Below are 20,799 nucleotides of genomic sequence, written 5' to 3'. Positions count from 1 at the left end.
GCCGGACGCCTGCTGGTCCTCAATAGCTCAGGAGATTAAAATATCCGTGACGAACTTGACGCCGGGATAGCCCAAAGTGAGCAGCAGAAAAGCAAGAAGTACAAAGCGGGCGGCCCGCCTGCCCCGTACGCCGGTCGCCGCATGGGCGATCAGCAGCCCGCCGATGACCACGAAGGTGGCGACGGAAAGGACTGTCTTGTGGTCGACTCGGAACAGGACGCCCTGCTCGAAGTACAGGACGGACATGCCGGTCGCGAGGCCGAGGCCGAGCACGATCTCGGATGCCACCAGCAGCCGCCCCTGGAGCTGCTCGCTGTCGGCCATGGGGGGCAGCATGCGGGTCAGCGGGGTCGGGCGCTTCGCTTTCAGCGCCCGCTCCTGCAGGAAGGCCGCCAGGGCCGAGACCGCGGCCAGGGTCAGGAGGGCATAGGTCGTGACGGAAACCCCGATATGCAGGTCGACCCAGACGGTCGGGGCGGAGGCGCTCAGCGTCGGGTCCGGCGCCTCGGTGGCGGCGGTCGCGAACAGTCCGACCAGCAACAGGTAGGGCAGCAGCAGCGGCATCAGCCGCCAGCCGGAGCGGGTGGTCAGGCACAGCCCGGAGTACAGCACCATGCAGGCGGCGATGCTGACCCACAGGGTCGTGGACAGTCCCGTGCGCCATGTCCCGTCGAGCTGGATCACGGACCAGGCGAGCGGACCCGCGACGGCCACGAACAGCACCGCCCAGAACACGGCGTCCGGTCCCCTGCCCTGCCGGAATCCGTCGCGAACATAGGCCAGCAGCGAGGCCGGCATCAGGGCCAGCAGGGCGGTGAGGCTGAACATGACGTTCTGGAACATGCTTTCCCGTTCTATTCCGGTCCGGATGGCCGCTTGGCTGCGGCTGCGCGACAGGCTAGGCTCGGCGCCCGAAACTTCCAAGGTGCTTCGAAGGATGCGGACCCGATCATGACCTCATGCGTGGCGCTGATCGTCGCCGCCGGCAGCGGAGAACGCTTCGGCGGCGACCGCCCCAAACAATACCAGGATCTGGGCGGCCGTGCCGTGCTGCACCATACGGTCGGCGCGTTTCTTCGCCATGCCTACGTCGATGCCGTCCAGGTGGTGATCCAACCCGGCCACCGCGAGCTTTATGATGCCGCAATCGCCGGCCTCGACCTGCCCGAACCCGTGGCGGGAGGCGCGACCCGCCAGGAATCGGTCCGTCTCGGGCTGGAACGGCTGGCTGCGCGCGACCCGGTGCCCGACTTCGTGCTGATCCACGATGCCGCCCGGCCGCTGGTGAGCGGGGCCACGGTCCAGGCGGTCCGGGACAGGCTGGACGAGGTTCCCGCCGCGATCGCCGCCGTTCCCGTGACGGACACGCTGAAACGCGGCACCGGCGGCCTGGTCAGCGGCACGGTGGAGCGTGCCGGCCTGTGGCGCGCCCAGACGCCGCAGGGGTTCCGCTTCGGCGAGATCCTGCGGGCGCATCGGGAACTGGCCGGCGCCGAACTGACCGACGACGCGGCGGTGGCGGAGCGGGCGGGTCTGGACGTGGCCCTGGTGGAAGGCAATGTGGAAAACCTCAAGGTGACCAATCGCGATGATCTGGCGCAGGCCGCCATGCTGATGAACGCCTCCATACCCTCCCCGCCGCAGGACGTGCGGATCGGGATGGGCTACGACGTCCACCGGTTCTCGGCCGGCGACCATGTGGTGCTGTGCGGGATCAAGGTACCCCACGAGGCGCGGCTGGAAGGCCACTCCGATGCCGACGTGGGGCTGCACGCCCTGACCGACGCGATCCTGGGCGCGCTGGCCGCAGGAGACATCGGCAGCCATTTCCCGCCCAGCGACCCGCAATGGCGCGGCGCCGACAGCGCCCTGTTCCTGCGCCACGCGGTCGGCATGGTCCGCGAGCGCGGGGGCGTGATCGCCCACGCCGACGTGACCCTGATCTGCGAGCGCCCGAAGATCGGCCCGCACCGGGAGGCGATGGTCGCCCGCATGGCCGAGCTTCTGGAAATCGCGCCCGACCGGGTCAGCGTCAAGGCGACCACGACCGAGCGGCTGGGCTTCACCGGCCGGGGCGAAGGGATCGCGGCCCAGGCGGTGGCCACCATCTGCCTGCCGGGGACCTGAGAAGGAGAAGCGCCGATGTTTTCCGACGACGTCCTGGAACGCGCCCGAGCCGTCCTGGCCGCCTACGACGCGGCGGGGCTGAAGCTGGCGACGGCGGAGTCCTGCACCGGCGGCCTGATCGCCGCCGCCCTCACGGAGATCGCCGGCTCCTCCAGCGTGGTGGAGCGGGGCTTCGTGACCTATTCCAACGAGGCGAAGACGGAACTGCTGGGCGTGCCGTCCGACCTGATCGGCCGCGTCGGCGCCGTCAGCCCAGAGGTGGCGGAGGCGATGGCGGCCGGCGCGGTCGCCCATTCCCGGGCCGATGCGGCGGTCGCCGTCACCGGCATCGCCGGGCCGGGAGGATCCACCCCGGGCAAGCCGGTCGGCTTGGTCTATTTCGGGGTCGCTAGGCGCGGCGGCGCGCTCCGCCACGAGCGCCGAATCTTCGAGGGCGACCGGTCGGCGGTGCGGCGGGCGGCGGTGATGGTCGCGCTGGATCTGGCGGCGGGGGCGGCGTCTCAGGGCGACAGGTAAAGGTCCCTGACGCTGGACAGGGCGATCCGCAGGCCGGGATCGCCCTTTTCGAGCACATCGAAGGGCACGTAGGCGCCGAAGTCCAAACCGGTATCCTCGGAAAGGCCGGCGATGCTCACCTGCGAATCCTCGAAGTCGCCGAAGATGAAGCGGCGCCGCCGGGCCGGAAGCAGGCGGGCCTGGGACCGCTTGTAGCCTATCGCGGTAAGCTGGCGGGTGGCGGCGTTGGTGAAGACGACGACCTTCCAGAACTCCAGGGGGATCGGGACGTCGTAGTAGACGGGATCGTCCTCCTGAAACACCGGCCCCGTGATGACCGAGATCCGGATGTTCTCCCGATCGGTGTTGTCGAGGATATGGTCCTCCAGGCCGAGCCAGATGCCGCCGTTGAACGACTGCCGCTGGGGGCAGGCGTTGGTGGCGTGGAAGGTGTCGGCGTCGGCTTGCCTGGCGGTCTTCTTGTCGCCCCAGTTCGGGTCTTCCCGGCGGGTCATGTGCCCGCGGCTGAAGAAGCCTTCCTTGTCGTTGCCGTAGACGCCGTCGAGGATCTGGAATTCCCGCCCGATGCGGGGATCGAACCGCCAGACGTTGGTGCGCTTGACGGTGCGGTCGGACCTGGCGCCGTCGATGTTGACGGCGCTGAACACAATGCTCTTTGGCATTCCAGGACTTGCGACCGCTCAGGCCGGCGTCGAGGTCGTGGTGCCGGCCGTGGTCGTCCCGTCGCCGTAAAGCTGCCGCGCCCGGCTCTCGAACGCCGCGACCATGCGGCGGACGGCTTCGTTGAACAGCACCCCGATGATCTTCTGGAGCATCTTCGAGCGGAACTCGAAATCGACGTAGAAGTCGATCAGGCAGCCGCCGTCTTCCGTGGGCAGGAAGATCCAGTGGTTGTTCAAGTAGCTGAAGGGGCCTTCGGTGTAGGAGACGTCGATCCGGTCGGGCGGGCTCAGCGTCACCCGGGACGTGAATCGCTCCCGGATCATCTTGAAGCCGATGATCAGGTCGGCGTAGATCACGTCCCCTTCGCGCTTGCGGATCCGCGCCGCCAGGCACCAGGGGAGGAACTCCGGATAACGCTCGATGTCGGCCACGAGGTCGTACATCTGCTCAGGCTTGTACGGCAGTACCCGCTTCTCTGCGTGTGTCGGCATCAGGTTTCCTTAGGAGGCGGCGGCCGCGGCAAGCTTGGCGTCGCGCGCGTCGCGCATCCGTCGGAAATCGTCGCCCGCATGGTAGGACGAGCGGGTCAGCGGCGAACTGGAAACCATCAGGAAGCCCTTGCCGCGCGCGATCGCCGCGTAGCTGGCGAACTCGTCCGGCGTGACGAATCGGTCCACCGCGGCATGCTTGGGCGTGGGCTGGAGATACTGGCCGATGGTCAGGAAATCCACGTCGGCCGCCCGGAGGTCGTCCATCACCTGCAACACCTCTTCCTTGGTCTCGCCAAGCCCGACCATGATGCCGGACTTCGTGAAGATGCCGGGTTCCAGCTCCTTCACACGGGACAACAGGTTGAGGGACGTAAAGTAACGGGCGCCGGGACGGATCGTCGGATAGAGGCGGGGCACGGTTTCCAGGTTGTGGTTGAACACGTCCGGCCGGGCCCTCGCGACATGCTCCACGGCCCCCTTCTTGCGCATGAAGTCGGGCGTCAGGATCTCGATCGTGGTGCCGGGTGCCGTCTCGCGGATGCGCAGGATCGTGCGGGCGAAATGGTCCGCGCCGCCATCGTCCAGGTCGTCGCGGTCGACGGAGGTGATGACCACGTGCTCCAGCCCCAGCGAACCGACCGCCTCGGCGACGTTGTCGGGCTCGTGCGGGTCCAGCAGGTCCGGGCGTCCGGTCGCCACGTTGCAGAAGGCGCAGGCGCGGGTGCAGACGGCGCCCAGGATCATGAAGGTCGCGTGCTTCTTCTTCCAGCACTCGCCGATGTTCGGGCAGGCCGCCTCTTCGCAGACGGTGTTCAGCTTCAGGCCGCGCATCAGGCGCCGCGTCTCGGCATATTCGGCGGAAACGGGTGCCTTGACCCTGATCCAATCCGGTTTGCGCTGCACCGGGTTGTCCGGCCGGTGGGCCTTTTCCGGATGGCGGACGCGGTCGATCGGGGGGGATGCGGTCATGATTTCTTCAAGCTCCATATGCCTGTGCCAGAAGTGTAACGCGCCGGCACGGACATCAAGGTGCAAATTGACCCAACTCCTTCGAAAGGAGGCGCCGTGCCGGGGACGCGGGGAGCCCGGCACGGCGACGGGCCGTCAGTAGTGGATCGCCCTGCCATAGGCCGCGAGGACGGACTCGTGCATCATCTCCGACAGGGTCGGGTGCGGGAAGATGGTGTGCATCAATTCGGCTTCGGTCGTCTCCATGGTCTTGGCGATGCCGTAGCCCTGGATCAACTCGGTCACCTCGGCGCCGATCATGTGGGCGCCCAGCAACTCGCCCGTCTTGGCGTCGAACACCGTCTTGACCATGCCCTCCGGCTCGCCGAGGGCGATCGCCTTGCCGTTGCCGATGAACGGGAAGCGGCCGACCTTGACCTCGTAGCCCGCAGCCTTCGCCTTCGCCTCGCTGAGGCCGACGCTGGCCACCTGCGGGTGCGAGTAGGTGCAGCCCGGGATGTTGCGGACGTCGATCGGGTGGGCCTCCTTGATCCCGGCGATGTGCTCGACGCAGATCACGCCCTCGTGGCTCGCCTTGTGGGCCAGCCAGGGAGCGCCGACCACGTCGCCGATCGCGTAGAGGCCGGGCTCGTCGGTCTCCAGCCACTCGTTCACCAGGATGTGCGACTTCTCCGTTTTCACCTTGGTGTTCTCGAGGCCGATGTTCTCGACGTTGCCGACGATCCCGACCGCCAGGATGACCCGGTCCACCGTGATGGTCTCGGTCTTGCCGTTGGCCTCGATGGTGGTCGTGACGCTGTCGGCGCCCTTCTGGAACTCACCGACCTTGGCGCCGGTGTAGATCTTCATGCCCTGCTTCTCGAACGACTTGCGGGCCATGGCGCTGATCTCCTCGTCCTCCGCGGGGAGGATGCGGTCGACCATCTCGGCCACGGTGACCTTGGCGCCCATGTTCAGGTAGAAGCTCGCGAACTCGATGCCGATCGCGCCGGAGCCGATCACCAGGATCGACTTGGGCATGGTGTCGGGGACCATCGCGTGGCGATAGGTCCAGACCAGCTTGCCGTCGGCCTTCATGTTCGGGAACTCGCGGGCCCGGGCGCCGGTCGCGATGATGATGTGCTTGGCCTGGAACTCGCCGACGGTGGTGGTGCCGTCCTTCTCGACCTTGATCCTGCCCTTGCCGAGCAGGGTGGCATGGCCGTCGATGACGGTGACCTTGTTCTTCTTCAGCAGGTGCTTGACGCCGCCGGAGAGCTGGGAGGCGACGCCGCGCGACCGCTTGACCACCTTCTGGAGGTCGAAGCTGACCTCCTTGGCGGAGAAGCCATAGTCGTCCAGGTGGTGCAGAAGGTGCGATACCTCGGCCGAGCGCAGCAGCGCCTTGGTCGGGATGCAGCCCCAGTTCAGGCAGATGCCGCCCAGGTGCTCGCGCTCGACGACGGCGGTCTTCATGCCGAGCTGGGCCGCCCGGATGGCGGCGACATAGCCGCCGGGTCCGCCGCCGATGACGATGAGGTCGAATTGAGTATCAGCCACAGGCTTGTTCTCCCCTTAGAGCAGCATCGACAGCGGATCTTCGATCAGCTTCTTGAAGGCGGCCAGGAACTCGGCGCCGACCGCGCCGTCCACCACGCGGTGGTCGACCGACAGCGTGCAGCTCATCATGGTCGCGACGGCCAGCGCCCCGTCCTTGACGATCGGCCGCTGCTCGCCGGCGCCGACCGCCAGAATGCAGCCCTGCGGCGGGTTGATGATCGCGCCGAACTCGCGGATGCCGAACATGCCCAGGTTGGAGATCGAGAAGGTCCCGCCCTGGAACTCCTCCGGCTTCAGCTTGCCGTCGCGGGCGCGCTTCGCCATGTCCTTCATGGAGTTCGAGATCTCGACCAAGCCCTTGGTCTCGGCCGCCTTGATGATCGGCGTGATCAGGCCGGTCGGGGTCGCGACCGCGACCGAGATGTCGGCGTTCTCGTACTGGAGGATCGCGTCGTCGGTCCAGGCCGAGTTGGCGGCCGGCACCTTCTTCAGCGCGAGCGCCGAGGCCCGGATGACGAAGTCGTTGACCGACAGCTTGTACTCGTCCGACCGGCCGTTCAGCTCGGCCCGCGTCTTCAGGAGCTGGTCGATCTGGAGGTCGATCGTGAGGTAGAAGTGCGGGACGGTCTGCTTTGCCTCGGTCAGGCGGCGCGAGATGACCTTGCGCATGCCCGAGTTCGGGATCTCGCGGAACTTCATCCCCAGCTTGGTCGAGAAGTCGCGGGCATCGACGCCGGCGGGCTTCTGCGCGGACTGGACCGCCGCGGGAGACTGGCTGGCCGCCTGCCCCGCCGCGTCGGACGGAGCCGGCTTGGGCGCCTCGGTCTTGGGAGCCTCAGCCGCGGCGGGCTTGGCGCCCTTCTTGGCGGTGCCGCCCGAGATCGCGGCCTCGACGTCGTGCTTGACGATCCGGCCGTTGGGGCCGCTGCCGCGGATCTGCGTCAGGTCCAGGCCGGACTGCTCGGCCATGCGCTTGGCGAGCGGGCTGGCGAAGATACGGGCGCCGTCGGGGGCGCCGCCATGGGCCGGGGCGGACTGCGGGGCGGGCGCGGCGTCGGCCTTGGGGGCGGCATCGGCCTTGGGGGCCGCGGAAGCGCCACCGTCGGCGGGCTTGTCCGCCGGCTTCGGGGCGGGCTTGCCGCCGCCGTCCAGGGCGGAGGCGTCCTCGCCCTCTTCCAGCAGCAGGGCGATCACCTGATTGACGGCGACGCCCTGGGTGCCTTCGGGGACCACAATCTTGCCAAGCGTGCCTTCATCGACCGCTTCGACTTCCATCGTGGCCTTGTCGGTCTCGATCTCGGCGATCACGTCGCCGGACTCGACCTTGTCGCCTTCCTTCTTGAGCCATTTCGCGAGGTTGCCCTCGGTCATCGTCGGCGACAGCGCCGGCATGGTGATTTCAATCGGCATCTAGTGTCCCCCCGAGGACGCGCCGGGAGCGGTGCCGGCGCGCCGTCTTGTTGTCGCGTCAGCTCCGGTACAGAACGGCCTTGGCAGCCTTTTCGATGTCCTCGGGCTGCGGCAGGGCGAGCTTCTCCAGGTTGGCGGCGTACGGCATCGGCACGTCCACGCCGTGGACCCGGTAGACCGGGGCATCCAGATAGTCGAACGCCTGCTCCATCATAAGGGCGGACATCTCGGCGCCGATGCCGGCGAAGGGCCAGCCTTCCTCGACCGAGACCAGGCGGTTGGTCTTCTTGACGCTGTTGACGATCGTCTCGGTGTCGAGCGGCCGGATCGTGCGGAGATTGATCACCTCGGCCTCGATGCCCTGCTCCGCCAGGCGCTCCGCGGCGGCCAGCGCATGGCCGACCATGAAGGAGAAGGCGGTGATCGTCACGTCCTTGCCGGCCCGCAGGATCTTGGCGCGCCCGATCGGGATGGTGAATTCGGGGTCCTCCGGCACGTCGAAGCTGTGGCCGTACAGGATCTCGTGCTCGAGGAACACGACCGGGTTGGGGTCGCGGATCGCGGACTTCAGCAGGCCCTTGGCATCGGACGCGGAATAGGGCGCCACCACCTTGAGGCCCGGCACGTGGGCGTACCAGCTGGAATATTCCTGCGAGTGCTGTGCGGCGACCCGCGAGGCGGCACCGTTCGGCCCGCGGAACACGATCGGGCAGCCCATCTGGCCGCCGGACATGTAGAGCGTCTTGGCGGCGGAGTTGATGATGTGGTCGATCGCCTGCATGGCGAAGTTGAACGTCATGAACTCGACGATCGGCTTCAGGCCGTGGAAGGCGGCGCCGACGCCGAGGCCCGCGAAGCCGTGCTCGGTGATCGGGGTGTCGATCACGCGGCGGTCGCCGAACTCCGCCAGCAGGCCCTGGGTCACCTTGTAGGCGCCCTGGTACTCCGCGACTTCCTCGCCCATGACGAAGACCTTGTCGTCACGGCGCATCTCCTCCGCCATGGCGTCGCGCAGCGCCTCGCGGACGGTCAGCTTGACGGTCTTCTCGAAATACTTGTCCTCGTCGCTGGCGGGCGGGGCGGCCTTCTCGCCGGCCGGGGGGGAGACCGGCAGGGTCGGCTTGGTCTCTTCCTCGCCCTTGACCTTCTGGAGGGCGACGGACTGCGGCGTATCGTCGGAGACCTCCGGCGTCTCCAGCTTGCTGGCGTCCTCGTCCTCGCCCATCAGCAATGCTATCGGGGTGTTGACGGCGACGCCCTCGGTCCCCTCGGCGATCAGGATCTTGCCCAGCTTCCCTTCCTCGACCGCCTCGACCTCCATGGTCGCCTTGTCGGTCTCGATCTCCGCCAGGACGTCGCCCGACTTGACGTCGTCGCCTTCCTGCTTGACCCATTTGGCCAGCTTGCCTTCCGTCATGGTCGGCGACAGCGCCGGCATCAGAATTTCAATCGGCATTGCAGTTCCTCCGGCACCGGTTCCGCGCTCCGCCTTCTCCGGGCGGCAGCGCGAGGGGCGACGCCGGCATGGCGGCGGCGCCCCGGGGTGGCCTCAAGCTGATGTTGCGGCTTTAAGCGTCGACCAGGACGTCGGTCCAAAGCTCCGCGGGGTCGGGTTCCGGACTCTGCGTCGCGAACTCCGCGGCCTCGGCCACGATGTTCTTGATATCCCGGTCGATCGCCTTGAGCGCATCCTCGTCCGCCGAGCCGTTCTCCAGCAGCAGCTTCTTGAGGTTGTCGATCGGGTCCATCTCCGTCCGCATCTTGGTGACTTCTTCCTTGGTGCGGTACTTGGCGGGGTCCGACATGGAGTGGCCGCGGTAGCGGTAGGTCTTCATCTCCAGGATGACCGGCCCGTTGCCCTCGCGCGCGTGGGCGGCCGCTTCCTCGGACGCTTCCCGGACGGCGAGCACGTTCATGCCGTCGACCACATGCCCCGGGATGCCGTAGGCGCTGCCGCGCTCGCACAGCTCGCCGGCGGACGCGCGGTGCTGCGACGTGCCCATGGCGTACTTGTTGTTCTCGATCACGTAGACGATCGGAAGCTTCCAGAGGGCCGCCATGTTGAAGCTCTCGTAGACCTGCCCCTGGTTGATGGCGCCGTCACCCAGATAGGTGACGTTGATGTTGCCGTCCTGGGAGTACCTGTGCCCGAAGGCGAGGCCGGTGCCGATCGGCACCTGGGCGCCGACGATGCCGTGGCCGCCGAAGAACTTCTTCTCGCGGCTGAACATGTGCATCGAGCCGCCCTTGCCCTTCGAGTAGCCGCCGCGGCGTCCGGTCAATTCGGCCATGACGCCCTTCGGGTCCATGTCCGTGGCGAGCATATGGCCGTGGTCGCGATAGCTGGTGATGATGCTGTCGCCGGGGATCAGGACGTTCTGCATGCCCACGACCACCGCCTCCTGGCCGATATACAGGTGGCAGAAGCCACCGATCAGGCCCATGCCGTACATCTGCCCGGCCTTCTCCTCGAAGCGGCGGATGAGCAGCATCTCGCGGTAGTACTTGAGCAGTTCCTCGGGTGAATATTGAGGGGTTTCGTCAGCCTGCGGCTTGCGACGTCTGGACGTAGCCAAGTGCTCCTCCCGATGTTAGGCGGGAGGGGTCCGTCCCTTCCCGCCCAGGCTCTTGCTTGGGATAGAACTAACGCCGTACCGCTCACAGCGCAACTGCATTTCTCGCAATACCTTGTAATCTAACGTGAATTTGGCCTTAACCTGGATTCAGTTAAGCTCATGGCAATGCAATGCTTTTTCAGCGCCTCGGTGATCAGGGCTGACCGGCGGTTACCGGCGGCGCAACGCTGCTACGCGGTACGAGAATGATAACGTCGTCCGGGTGGCTGTAGTTCAGTACCGCCCGGGCGCGTTCATCCAACATGTCCGGATCGAGATGATCACGCCGCAGCAGGGACGCGCGCTTCTCCAGCTCGATGCGCTGCTCGCTGACCTGGGCCAGGGTGGCCTGGGCCTGCTGGATCTCGCTCTGGAGATGGGAAAGCGCGATCAACCCGCGGTCGCCCTGGACCGCGTGATACGCGAAATAGCCGACGATGGCGGCACCGATCGCGGGGCCGATCGTCTGACGCAGGGCGCGGCCCATGGCGTCTTTTACATGATCTATTGCAGTCATGACGCGATGGAATCACGAAGATTTCCATCGCGTCAAATGAAAACTATCGATTGGGCAACAGGTGCCGCAAATGTTGCAGCGTTACCCGCGGATGACGCTCTTTCCCGCGAACCGCGCCGAACTGCCGAGCTGTTCCTCGATCCGGATCAGCTGGTTGTATTTGGCCAGCCGGTCCGACCGGGACAGGGATCCGGTCTTGATCTGCCCGCAGTTGGTAGCCACCGCCAGGTCGGCGATGGTGGCGTCCTCGGTCTCGCCCGACCGGTGGGACATGACGGCGGTGTAGGAGGCCTTGTGGGCGATCTCCACCGCGTGGAGCGTCTCCGACAGGCTGCCGATCTGGTTGACCTTCACCAGGATGGAGTTGCCCACGCCCCTGGCGATGCCGTCCGTCAGGCGGGTCGGGTTGGTCACGAACAGGTCGTCGCCGACCAGCTGGACCTTGCCGCCGATCGCCGCCGTCAGCGCCGCCCAGCCGTCCCAGTCGTCCTCGGCCATGCCGTCCTCGATCGAGATGATCGGGTAGCGGCCGATCAGGTCGGTCCAGTAGGAGACCATGGCCTCGGCGTCGAGCACCTTGCCCTCGCCCGCCAAGTCGTACTTGCCGTCCTTGAAGAACTCGGTCGAGGCAGCGTCGAGGGCCAGCATGATGTCCTCGCCGGGCTTGTAGCCGGCGGCCTCGATCGCCTTCATCACGAAGCCCAGCGCGTCGTCGGTCGAGGCGAGGTTGGGGGCGAAGCCGCCCTCGTCGCCGACATTGGTGTTGTGGCCGGCGTCCTTCAGCTTCTTCTTCAGGGACTGGAAGACCTCGGCGCCCATGCGGATCGCGTCGGCGCAGCTCTCCGCCGCGACCGGCATGATCATGAATTCCTGGATGTCGATCGGGTTGTCCGCGTGGGCGCCGCCGTTGATGATGTTCATCATCGGGACCGGCAGCATGTTGGCGAAGGCGCCGCCGACATAGCGGTAGAGCGGCAGGTCGGCCTCCTGCGCGGCGGCCTTGGCGACCGCCAGGCTGACGCCCAGGATCGCGTTGGCCCCGATCCTGCCCTTGTTGGGCGTGCCGTCCAGGTCGAGCATCAGCGCGTCCACGGCACCCTGCTCGCTGGCCTCCATGCCCGCCAGCGCGTCGAAGATCTCGCCGTTGACGGCATCGACCGCCTTCAGCACGCCCTTGCCGCCATAGCGGCCCTTGTCGCCGTCGCGCAGCTCGACCGCCTCGTGGGCGCCGGTCGAGGCTCCCGACGGGACGGCGGCCCGGCCGAAGGCGCCGGATTCCAGGGTGACGTCGACCTCGACGGTCGGATTGCCGCGGCTGTCGAGAATCTCGCGCGCGTGGATGTCGGTGATGACGGACATGATTAACCCCGAGGTGGCTTTATGGCGTTGTCGGGGCGAAGTCATAAAGGCCGCGGGGCGGGTTATCAAGGCGGCAGGCGGCACGTCCTCCGCGGTCGCGCCGCCTCTGCCGCCGGATCAGACCAGCCGGCTCTGCTCGATCGCGGCGCGGATGAAATCGGTGAACAGGGGGTGCGGGCTCAGCGGCTTGGACTTCAGCTCGGGATGGAACTGCACGCCGACGAACCAGGGGTGGCCCGGCAGCTCGACGATCTCCGGCAGGGTGCCGTCGGGCGAAAGGCCCGAGAAGAGCAGGCCCGCCGATTCCAGCTGGCCGCGGAAATTGATGTTGACCTCGTAGCGGTGGCGGTGCCGCTCGCTGATCGTCTCCGACTCATAGATCTCCCGGATCTTCGATCCCTCGACCAATCGGCAGGGATAGGCTCCCAGCCGCATGGTGCCGCCCAGGTCGTCGCCGCCGGTCCGGAACTCGGTCTGGTTGCCGCGCTGCCATTCGGTCATCAGGCCGACCACCGGGACGACGTCGCGGCCGAACTCGGTCGAGCCGGCGTTCGGCACGTCCGCCATGTGCCGCGCCGCCTCGATAACGGCCATCTGCATGCCGAAGCAGATGCCGAAATAGGGCACCTTGTGCTCCCGGGCGAACTGGACCGCCCGGATCTTGCCCTCCGAGCCGCGCTCGCCGAAGCCGCCGGGCACCAGGATGCCGTGGACATGCTCCAGATGCTGGACCGCGTCGTCGGACTCGAAGATCTCGGCGTCGATCCAGTCCAGCCTGACCCGGACATTGTTGGCGATGCCGCCGTGGATCAGCGCCTCGGCGAGCGACTTGTAGCTGTCGAGAAGGCTGGTGTACTTGCCGACCACCGCGATGGTCACCTCGCCCTCGGGCTGGCGGACGGTCTGGACGATCCGGCGCCAGCGGCTGAGGTCCGGCTCGCCGTCGTGGGGCAGGCCGAAATAGCTCAGCACCTGAACGTCGAAGCCCTGCTCGTGGTAGCTGATCGGAACCGCGTAGATCGTGTCCACGTCGAGGGCCGCGATCACCCGCTCCTGCCGGATGTTGCAGAACAGGCCGATCTTGCGGCGCTCGCTCTCCGGGATCGGCCGGTCGGCGCGGCACAGCAGGATGGTCGGCTGGATGCCGACGCTCAGGAGTTCCTTCACCGAGTGTTGGGTCGGCTTGGTCTTCAACTCGCCGGCCGACGGGATGTAGGGCAGCAGCGTCAGGTGGATGAACAGCGCGCGGTCGGTGCCGACCTCGTTGCCGAACTGACGGATCGCCTCCAGGAAGGGCGTGCTCTCGATATCGCCGACGGTGCCGCCTATCTCGCACAGGACGAAATCCTCGTCCGTGATGTCGGCCCGGATGAACTCCTTGATCGCGTCGGTCACGTGCGGGATGACCTGGACCGTGGCGCCCAGATAGTCTCCGCGCCGCTCGCGCTGGATCACGGTGGAGTAGATCCGCCCGGTGGTGACGTTGTCGCTCCGGCGCGCCGAGACGCCGGTGAAGCGCTCGTAATGGCCGAGATCCAGGTCGGTTTCCGCCCCGTCGTCGGTGACGTAGACCTCGCCGTGCTGGTACGGGCTCATGGTGCCCGGATCGACGTTGAGGTAGGGGTCGAGCTTGCGCAGGCGGACCTTGAAGCCGCGCGCCTGGAGCAGCGCGCCGAGGGCCGCCGAGGCGAGGCCTTTGCCGAGCGAGGAGACGACGCCGCCGGTAATGAAAATGTACCGAGTCATGGTGCCTTGCCGATCCGGGAGTGAACACTGTGCCTGAAATGAGAGAGGCGGCCGATCAGCCGCCTCCCGACCACTTGATGCCCGGCCCTGCTTCCGGGCCCCTGCCGCCTACTGGGAGACGGGCGCCGACGGTGCGGCGGGAGGTGCCGGCGGGGCATCCGCCGGGGGAGCCGACTGCTGGGGAGCCGGCGGCATCGAATCGATGATCGAGCGCGGGCTGGAATGGCTGCCCGCCATAACCGCCAGGACAAGGCTCGTCAGCATGAAGCAGCCCGCCAGGATGGCGGTGGTGCGGGTCAGCAGGTTCGCCGTGCCGCGGGCCGACATCATGCCGCCGCCCCCGCCGCCGCCGCCGATGCCCAGGCCGCCGCCTTCCGATTTCTGCACCAGCACCACGCCGATCAGCGAGATCGCGATCAGCAGGTGCACGACCAGAACCACTGCTTCCATGGTTCGGAAACCTTCTCTGAAAAGAAAACCATTCTCAAAAACCGATAAGCGCGCCAGCCGCCCCTTTCGGTTGGGCTTGGCGCGCCTCCGGCCGATATTTACTAACTCGCCGGCGGTTTCGCTAGCGGCAAGTTTCCGCGATGGCCCAAAAATCGTCGGCCACCAGGCTGGCGCCGCCGACCAGGGCGCCGTCCACGTCCTCCACCGCCATCAGCTCGGCGGCGTTGGACGGCTTCACCGAACCGCCGTACAGGATGCGCACCGCGTCCGGGTCGCCGGCCCGGCCGGCAAGGGTGCCGCGGATGTGGGCGTGCACCTCGGCCACGTCGGCGGCGGTCGCGGTCTTGCCCGTGCCGATGGCCCAGACCGGCTCGTAGGCGATGACCGTGTTCGCGGCGTCGGCGCCGGCCGGCAGCGATCCCGCCACCTGGGAGGCGACCACATCCAGCGCCTGTCCCGCTTCGCGCTGCTCCAGCGTCTCGCCGACGCAGACGATGGCGACCAGCCCGGCGGCATGGGCCGCCGCCGCCTTGGCCGCGACCAGGGCGTCGTCCTCGCCGTGGTTCTGCCGCCGCTCGGAGTGCCCGACGATGACGAAGCGCGCACCCGCGTCCACCAGCATGGCGGCGCTGATGTCGCCGGTATGGGCGCCCGATTCCTTCGGATGGCAGTCCTGGCCGCCGACCGCGAGCGGCGTCCCGGCGACGGTGCCGGCGACGGGATGGACGAGGGTGGCCGGCGGGCAGACCAGCATGTCGAAACCGACCGTTCCGGCCGAGGCCAGCCGGCGGGCCAGGTCGGTCGCCAGTTCCAGCCCGGCGGCGTGGAGGCCGTTCATCTTCCAGTTTCCGGCGATCAGCTTGCGACGTGCGGGCATGGGCTCTCCATCTCGTCATGGGTTGCAGCGAAGGTGGGACGCTGTCTAGCAAGCGCGGGCGCGCAATTCCACACCGGCGCGCATCCGGCGGCGGTCGCGGCGGGAGGTTGCCCCGGGAAATCCCCTGTTGCCGCTATGGGGACCGGCACCTATGATGCCGCGCCATCGCGGCGGCGCCGTCGCAACGTAGTTATAATTGCCGGTCCGACCGGCCCCGCTTTCAAGACGTTGGATCATGCTTCAAGCCCTGCGCAGCACCGTCGGTTCATGGGTCGTCAAGATCCTGTTCGCCCTCCTGATCCTCAGCTTCGCGGTATGGGGCATCGGCGACATCTTCCGCGGCCGGACCGACACCACCGTCGCCGAGGTCGGGGACGTCAAGATCTCGACCCAGGAATTGGACAACGCCTTCCGCCAGGAGCTGAACAGGCTGCGCCAGATGCTGGGCGGCCAGATCGACGCCGAGCAGGCCCGCCAACTGGGCCTGGTCGACCAGACGCTGGAACAGCTCGTCCAGCGCACCCTGCTGAGCCAGGCGGCCGACGAGGCCGGGCTGCGGGTCAGCGACCAGCTCGTGCTGAACGAACTGCGCGAGGAGCCGGCCTTCCGCAACCAGCTCGGCCAGTTCGATCCCGACCAGTTCCGCCGCGTCCTGGCCGCCAACCAGCTGACCGAGGAAGGCTATGTCCAGATCCTGCGGGCGGAGATCAAGCGGACCCAGCTGGTCGGCGCGGTTGCCGCGGGCGCCCAGGCCCCGGCACCGCTGGTGGAGGACCTGTTCCGCCGGCAGGCCGAGCGTCGGGTCGCCGAGACGATCCTGGTGCCCAACGCCGCCATGGGCAATGTCGGCGCGCCCGACGATGCCGCCCTGTCCGCCTTCCATCAGGAGAAGGCGGTCCGTTTCACCGCGCCGGAGTTCCGCAAGCTGACTGTCGCCCTGCTGACGGCGGACGACGTCGCCGGCGAGATCGCCGTTTCCGAGGAGGACCTGCGGGCCGCCTACGATGCCCGGGCCGCCGAGTTCCAGACGCCCGAGCGCCGTACGGTCGACCAGGTCCTGGTGCAGGACGAAGAGACCGCGCGCACTATCGAGACCTCGCTCGGCCAGGGGCAGACCCTGGAGACGGCGGCGGCGAGCGGCGGCGCGGAGGTGCTGACGCTCAACGGCCTCGCCCGCGAGGATCTGCTGGGCGAACTGGCCGAACCGGTGTTCGCCCTTCAGGAAGGGGAGGTCAGCGCGCCGATCCAGAGCCCGCTCGGCTGGCATGTCATGCGGGTCAAGGATGTCGAGCCGGGCAGCGTGCAGACCTTCGAGCAGGTGCGGGACGCCCTCCTGGCCGAGCTGAAGCGCGACCGCGCGGTGGATCAGGTCTACGAACTGGCCAACAAGGTCGAGGACGAGCTGGCCGGCGGCGCCAGCATCGAGGACACGGCCCAGCGGCTGGGCCTGCGCGTCACCCAGGTCGAGGCGATCGACGCGACCGGCCGGCGGCCGGACGGCGGCGCGGTGGAGGGACTGCCCGGCGCCCAGCAGATCGCCCAGACGGCTTTCGCGCTTCAGCAGGGCGCGACCGGCAATCTGACCGAAATCCAGGGCGGCGACTACTTCGTCACCCGGGTCGATGCCGTCACCCCGGCGGCGCTCCGCCCGCTCGACGCCATCCGCGACGAGGTGGTCGCCGCCTGGCAAGCCGAGCAGCGCTCCAAGCTGGCGGCCCAGCGTGCCGAGGAGATGGCGGAGCGGCTGAGGGCCGGCACGCCGGCCGCCGAGGCGGCATCCCTGGTGCCGGGCGCCGTCGAGGGCGTGACGCCTCCCCTGACCCGGGCCGGCCGCGAGTCCGGCGGCCTGCCGCCCGCTTCCGTCCAGCAGCTGTTCGAGATGTCGCAGGGGGAAGTCGCGGTGACGCCGACCCAGGACGGGCAGCTGGTCATCCGCCTGCGCGACATCCAGCAGGCCGATCCGGCCGCATCGGAACCCCAGGTGGCGCAGCTCCGCCAGGGCGTCCAGCAGGCGGTCGCGGGCGACCTGCTGGCCCAGTTCACCGACGCGCTGCGCCAGAGCCGTGCGGTGTCGATCCACCAATCCACCGTCGACTCCCTGTTCCAACGGAACTGACCCGCCATGAAGGCCCTGCCCGCCCGTCCCGGCTTTGTCGAAACCTACGGGGCCGGCCGGCCCCAGGTCGTCTGGACCACCCTGGTCAGCGACCTCGAGACCCCGGTTTCGGCCATGATCAAGCTGGCCGACGGCCAGAAGAACTGCTTCCTTCTGGAATCGGTCACCGGCGGCGAGGTACGCGGCCGCTATTCGTTCATCGGGCTGAAGCCGGACCTGATCTGGCGGTGCCGACGCGACAAGGTGGAGATCAACCGGCGGGCCCGGTTCGACGCCCAGGCGTTCGAACCGACCGACGAGCCGCCGCTCCAGGCATTGCGCGGGTTGCTGGCCGAGAGCCGGATCGACCTGCCGGCCGAGTTGCCTCCCATGGCGGCCGGGCTGTTCGGCTATCTGGGCTACGACATGGTCCGGCTGATCGAGCGGCTGCCCGACGACAACCCGGACATGCTCGGCATCCCGGACGCGATCCTGATGCGGCCGACCATCATCGCGGTGTTCGACGGGATCCAGAACCAGATCACCCTGGTCACGCCGGTCTGGCCGGCTGCCGGCCTGGATGCCGAGGCCGCCTACGACCTCGCCCTGGAGCGTCTGGGCGACGCCATCTCGGACCTGGAGCGCAACCTGCCCTACCGGCGCGAGGCGACGGCGGTGACGCGGGCCTTGCCGGAGCCGGTGTCGAACACCACGCGCGAGGAATACCACGCGATCGTCGAGCGGGCGAAGGAGTACATCCGGGCCGGCGACGTGTTCCAGGTCGTGCCCTCGCACCGGTTCAGCGTCCCGTTCGAGCTGCCGCCCTTCAGCCTCTACCGGGCGCTACGGCGGCTGAACCCGTCGCCGTTCCTGCTGTACCTGGATTTCGAGGATCTCAGCATCGTCGGCTCCAGCCCCGAGATCCTGGTGCGGCTGCGCGACGGCAAGGTGACGATTCGCCCGATCGCCGGCACCCGCAAGCGCGGCGCCACGCCGGAGGAGGACAAGGCCCTGGCCGCCGACCTGCTGTCCGATCCCAAGGAGCTGTCGGAGCACCTGATGCTGCTCGACCTGGGCCGCAACGATGTCGGGCGCGTGGCCGAAATCGGTTCCGTCACGGTGACGGAACGGATGGTGATCGAGTATTACTCCCACGTCATGCACATCGTTTCGAACGTGGAAGGAACGATCGACCCGAAATACGACGCCCTGGACGCGCTGTTCGCCGGCTTCCCCGCCGGCACGGTATCCGGTGCGCCCAAGGTGCGGGCGATGGAGATCATCGACGAGCTGGAGAAGGCCCGCCGCGGGGTCTATGGCGGCTGCGTCGGCTATTTCGGCGCGAACGGCGCCATGGACACCTGCATCGCGCTTCGGACCGCCGTGCTGAAGGACGGCGTGATGCATGTCCAGGCCGGCGGCGGCGTGGTCGCCGACAGCGATCCGGAATCCGAGTACCAGGAAACGGTGAACAAGTCCCGCGCGCTGATCCGGGCGGCGGAAGAGGCCGTACGGTTCGCCTCGTCCCGGTGACGCGGCCCGGTGACGCGGCCCGGCACGAGCCGGGCCGCAAGGGCGTTCGCGGCGGTCAGGCCGCCGCCGCCACGCCGTCGAAATCGAATCCGGCGCCTTCGACCGCGTCCTTGACGGCGTCCGCCGACAGGCTGCCGTCCACCGCGACGGTGCCGGCCGCCAGGTCGACCTCGACTTTCGCCTGCCCATCCTTGGCGGTGATCGCATTGGTGACCGAACGGGCGCAGCCGCCGCAGGTCATGCCGGATACCTTGTACTTCGTGCTCATGGTTCTCTCCTCGGTGCTTCTGGTCGGTTCTGGTTGATGCGCGGATACCGCTTCAGCCGTTTGGCTGGCGGTGCTTGAGGACGGTGCTGACGGGCACCAGCGCGAAGCCGCGCGCCGCGACGGCCGGCAGCCATTGCGCCAGGGCGTCGACGGTCGCGTCGTGCGGGTGCCCGATGGCGACCGCGTAGCCCTGCCGCCTGGCCACGGCCTCGACCTTGGCGAGGCTCGCCCGCACCGCCGCGGGGCTCATGTCGTGGTCAAGGAAGACGTCCCGGCCGACGGTCGGCACCTGCAGCTCGCGGGCGACGCTGGAGGCGACGCTGCGCGTCGTGGTGCGGCTGTCCAGGAACATCAGCCCGCGCCGGTGAAGCTCCGACAGGACGGTGCGCATGCCCGGCCGGTCCTCGGTGAACCGGCTGCCCATGTGGTTGTTGACGCCGATATACCCGTCGAACGCCTTCAGACCCTGGTCGAGCCGCCGCAGCAGTTCCCCGCTGCCGGCGCTCACCGTCATGGCGCCCGGCCCGGGATCGATGTCGCCGCCCTGGGGCTCCATCGGGATATGGACCATCAGCTCGTGCCCGGCCGCGCGGGCCGCCCGGGTTTGCCGGGGCAGATCGTTGGCGTAGGGCAGCCAGGCCAGGGTCAGCGGCCCCGGCAGCCCTACGACGCGGGCGCTCCTTTTGCGGTCGAGCCCCATGTCGTCGATCACGATCGCGATCATCGGACCCGAATGGGGCGCCGTGAACGGCAGGGCGTTCTTGAGCCATGCGGGCGCACCGGGAGTCACCTGGGCGGGCGGCACGGCGGGTGCCAGGGGCGGCGGCAGCACGGCGGCCAGGATGGCCGGCGCCGGAACCGGCTTGGCAGCCGGGGCCGGCTGTGGTGGCTCCGGCGGAACGGCTTCGGCGGGCGCGGAGAGCCGGGGCGGCTCGACCGGCGGCGTCTCGATCCGGGGAGCGGTCGGACGCACCGGCGCGGGGCGGACGGTCGCGACCTGCGCCGGGGGGCGCTCCGGCTCGTGGCGGTACACGAAGCCGAATATCGCGCCGGCGCCGAACGTGGCGGCGATCGCCGCGCCGGCCAGGGCCACCGGCCTGATGCGGCCGCCCAGCGCCCTCAGCGCGAGTCCCCTGGGCAGGGATCTCGGCCGGGCGCGCCGCGGTTTCGACGGTTTGGACTTGGAAGATGCCATGGGTCAGGCGCAATGCTCCGCCGACGTGGGGGTCGCCAGCGATTCGAGGATGGGACAGTCCGGTCGGTCGTCGCCATGGCAGCGATCCACCAGCGTGAGCAGCGATTCGCGGATGCTGCGAAGCTCGGCGATCTTCGCGTCGATCTCCGCGATGTGGCCGCGCGCGAGCGCCTTCACGTCGGCGCTGGCCCGGCTGCGGTCGCGCCACAGGGCCAGCAGGCTGCCGACGTCCCGGACGGAGAACCCCAACGACCGGGCGTGCGACACGAAGCGCAGGGTCTGGACCTCCTCCTCCGTGTAGACGCGATAGCCGTTGGCGCTTCGGCCTGCCGACGAGATCAGGCCGATGCCCTCGTAATAGCGGATCGTCTTGGCCGGTACGCCCGACCGTTTCGAAGCCGTTCCGATGTTCATTGCCCAAGTTCCCCA

20 protein-coding genes are annotated in these 20,799 nt (G+C 68.3%); 4 read left to right on the top strand and 16 right to left on the bottom strand.

Annotation, left to right across the window (positions count from 1 at the left end; genetic code table 11):
- Positions 1-27 precede the first annotated feature (27 nt).
- Positions 28-843 (bottom strand): cytochrome C assembly family protein, encoded by an 816-nt coding sequence (locus IGS68_RS12530; RefSeq protein WP_201080445.1) that lies wholly within the window; start codon positions 841-843, stop codon positions 28-30.
- Between the two features lie 108 nt (positions 844-951).
- Between IGS68_RS12530 and IGS68_RS12525 the strand changes: the two genes are divergently transcribed.
- On the top strand, positions 952-2,127 hold the full coding sequence (locus tag IGS68_RS12525; protein ID WP_201080443.1) for a bifunctional 2-C-methyl-D-erythritol 4-phosphate cytidylyltransferase/2-C-methyl-D-erythritol 2,4-cyclodiphosphate synthase: 1,176 nt from the start codon (positions 952-954) through the stop codon (positions 2,125-2,127).
- Positions 2,128-2,142: 15 nt separating this feature from the next.
- Positions 2,143-2,643: a CinA family protein gene (locus IGS68_RS12520; protein ID WP_201080441.1), complete on the top strand. Its 501-nt coding sequence runs from the start codon at positions 2,143-2,145 to the stop codon at positions 2,641-2,643.
- Here IGS68_RS12520 and IGS68_RS12515 read toward each other — a convergent pair.
- The 12 genes from IGS68_RS12515 to tpiA form a co-directional block, all read right to left on the bottom strand.
- Complete coding sequence (locus IGS68_RS12515) at positions 2,628-3,305, bottom strand: DNA/RNA non-specific endonuclease (protein ID WP_201080439.1); 678 nt, start codon at positions 3,303-3,305, stop codon at positions 2,628-2,630. The two genes, IGS68_RS12520 and IGS68_RS12515, sit on opposite strands and share 16 nt — an antisense overlap.
- 18 nt (positions 3,306-3,323) lie before the next feature.
- The gene (locus IGS68_RS12510) at positions 3,324-3,797 is read right to left on the bottom strand and encodes a type II toxin-antitoxin system RatA family toxin (RefSeq protein WP_201080436.1); all 474 of its coding nucleotides are present in this window, start codon (positions 3,795-3,797) and stop codon (positions 3,324-3,326) included.
- 9 nt (positions 3,798-3,806) lie between these two features.
- The gene (gene lipA / locus IGS68_RS12505) at positions 3,807-4,766 is read right to left on the bottom strand and encodes a lipoyl synthase (protein WP_201080434.1); all 960 of its coding nucleotides are present in this window, start codon (positions 4,764-4,766) and stop codon (positions 3,807-3,809) included.
- A 135-nt stretch (positions 4,767-4,901) separates the two neighbouring features.
- Positions 4,902-6,305, bottom strand: coding sequence for a dihydrolipoyl dehydrogenase (gene lpdA / locus IGS68_RS12500; protein ID WP_201080432.1), 1,404 nt, complete (start codon positions 6,303-6,305; stop codon positions 4,902-4,904).
- Between the two features lie 15 nt (positions 6,306-6,320).
- Positions 6,321-7,715, bottom strand: a complete 1,395-nt coding sequence (locus IGS68_RS12495; protein ID WP_201080430.1) for a pyruvate dehydrogenase complex dihydrolipoamide acetyltransferase — start codon at positions 7,713-7,715, stop codon at positions 6,321-6,323.
- A gap of 58 nt (positions 7,716-7,773) precedes the next feature.
- The gene (locus tag IGS68_RS12490; protein WP_201080428.1) at positions 7,774-9,171 is read right to left on the bottom strand and encodes a pyruvate dehydrogenase complex E1 component subunit beta; all 1,398 of its coding nucleotides are present in this window, start codon (positions 9,169-9,171) and stop codon (positions 7,774-7,776) included.
- Positions 9,172-9,283: 112 nt separating this feature from the next.
- Entirely contained in the window at positions 9,284-10,291 is a 1,008-nt protein-coding gene (gene pdhA / locus IGS68_RS12485; RefSeq protein WP_201080426.1) for a pyruvate dehydrogenase (acetyl-transferring) E1 component subunit alpha, read from the bottom strand.
- Between the two features lie 193 nt (positions 10,292-10,484).
- Positions 10,485-10,817, bottom strand: a complete 333-nt coding sequence (locus IGS68_RS12480; RefSeq protein ID WP_247881300.1) for an FtsB family cell division protein — start codon at positions 10,815-10,817, stop codon at positions 10,485-10,487.
- Positions 10,818-10,928: 111 nt separating this feature from the next.
- On the bottom strand, positions 10,929-12,206 hold the full coding sequence (gene eno / locus IGS68_RS12475; protein ID WP_201080422.1) for a phosphopyruvate hydratase: 1,278 nt from the start codon (positions 12,204-12,206) through the stop codon (positions 10,929-10,931).
- A gap of 117 nt (positions 12,207-12,323) precedes the next feature.
- Complete coding sequence (locus IGS68_RS12470; protein WP_201080420.1) at positions 12,324-13,952, bottom strand: CTP synthase; 1,629 nt, start codon at positions 13,950-13,952, stop codon at positions 12,324-12,326.
- Between the two features lie 108 nt (positions 13,953-14,060).
- Entirely contained in the window at positions 14,061-14,402 is a 342-nt protein-coding gene (gene secG, locus IGS68_RS12465) for a preprotein translocase subunit SecG (RefSeq protein WP_201080418.1), read from the bottom strand.
- Between the two features lie 121 nt (positions 14,403-14,523).
- Positions 14,524-15,279: a triose-phosphate isomerase gene (gene tpiA / locus IGS68_RS12460; protein ID WP_201080416.1), complete on the bottom strand. Its 756-nt coding sequence runs from the start codon at positions 15,277-15,279 to the stop codon at positions 14,524-14,526.
- 235 nt (positions 15,280-15,514) lie between these two features.
- On the opposite strand from tpiA, the gene IGS68_RS12455 reads away from it, so the two are divergent.
- Together IGS68_RS12455 and trpE are read left to right on the top strand one after the other, a co-directional pair.
- Positions 15,515-17,395 carry a SurA N-terminal domain-containing protein gene (locus IGS68_RS12455; protein WP_201080413.1) on the top strand — a complete coding sequence of 627 codons (1,881 nt, stop codon included), beginning with the start codon at positions 15,515-15,517 and terminating at the stop codon, positions 17,393-17,395.
- Positions 17,396-17,401: 6 nt separating this feature from the next.
- Positions 17,402-18,907, top strand: coding sequence for an anthranilate synthase component I (trpE, locus tag IGS68_RS12450; protein WP_201080411.1), 1,506 nt, complete (start codon positions 17,402-17,404; stop codon positions 18,905-18,907).
- Between the two features lie 55 nt (positions 18,908-18,962).
- Here trpE and IGS68_RS12445 read toward each other — a convergent pair whose 3' ends face one another.
- Genes IGS68_RS12445 through cueR form a run of 3 tightly spaced genes read right to left on the bottom strand, consistent with a single transcriptional unit; the run spans position 18,963 to position 20,784 of the window.
- Complete coding sequence (locus IGS68_RS12445; RefSeq protein ID WP_201080409.1) at positions 18,963-19,175, bottom strand: heavy-metal-associated domain-containing protein; 213 nt, start codon at positions 19,173-19,175, stop codon at positions 18,963-18,965.
- 52 nt (positions 19,176-19,227) lie between these two features.
- Positions 19,228-20,370, bottom strand: coding sequence for a divergent polysaccharide deacetylase family protein (locus IGS68_RS12440; protein WP_201080407.1), 1,143 nt, complete (start codon positions 20,368-20,370; stop codon positions 19,228-19,230).
- A gap of 3 nt (positions 20,371-20,373) precedes the next feature.
- Complete coding sequence (cueR, locus tag IGS68_RS12435) at positions 20,374-20,784, bottom strand: Cu(I)-responsive transcriptional regulator (protein ID WP_201080405.1); 411 nt, start codon at positions 20,782-20,784, stop codon at positions 20,374-20,376.
- Positions 20,785-20,799 lie beyond the last annotated feature (15 nt).

The organism is Skermanella sp. TT6, assembly GCF_016653635.2.
Classification (GTDB): domain Bacteria; phylum Pseudomonadota; class Alphaproteobacteria; order Azospirillales; family Azospirillaceae; genus Skermanella; species Skermanella cutis.
The sequence above is the reverse complement of the archived record's forward strand: the minus strand, read 5'-3'. Positions and strand labels throughout refer to the sequence as shown.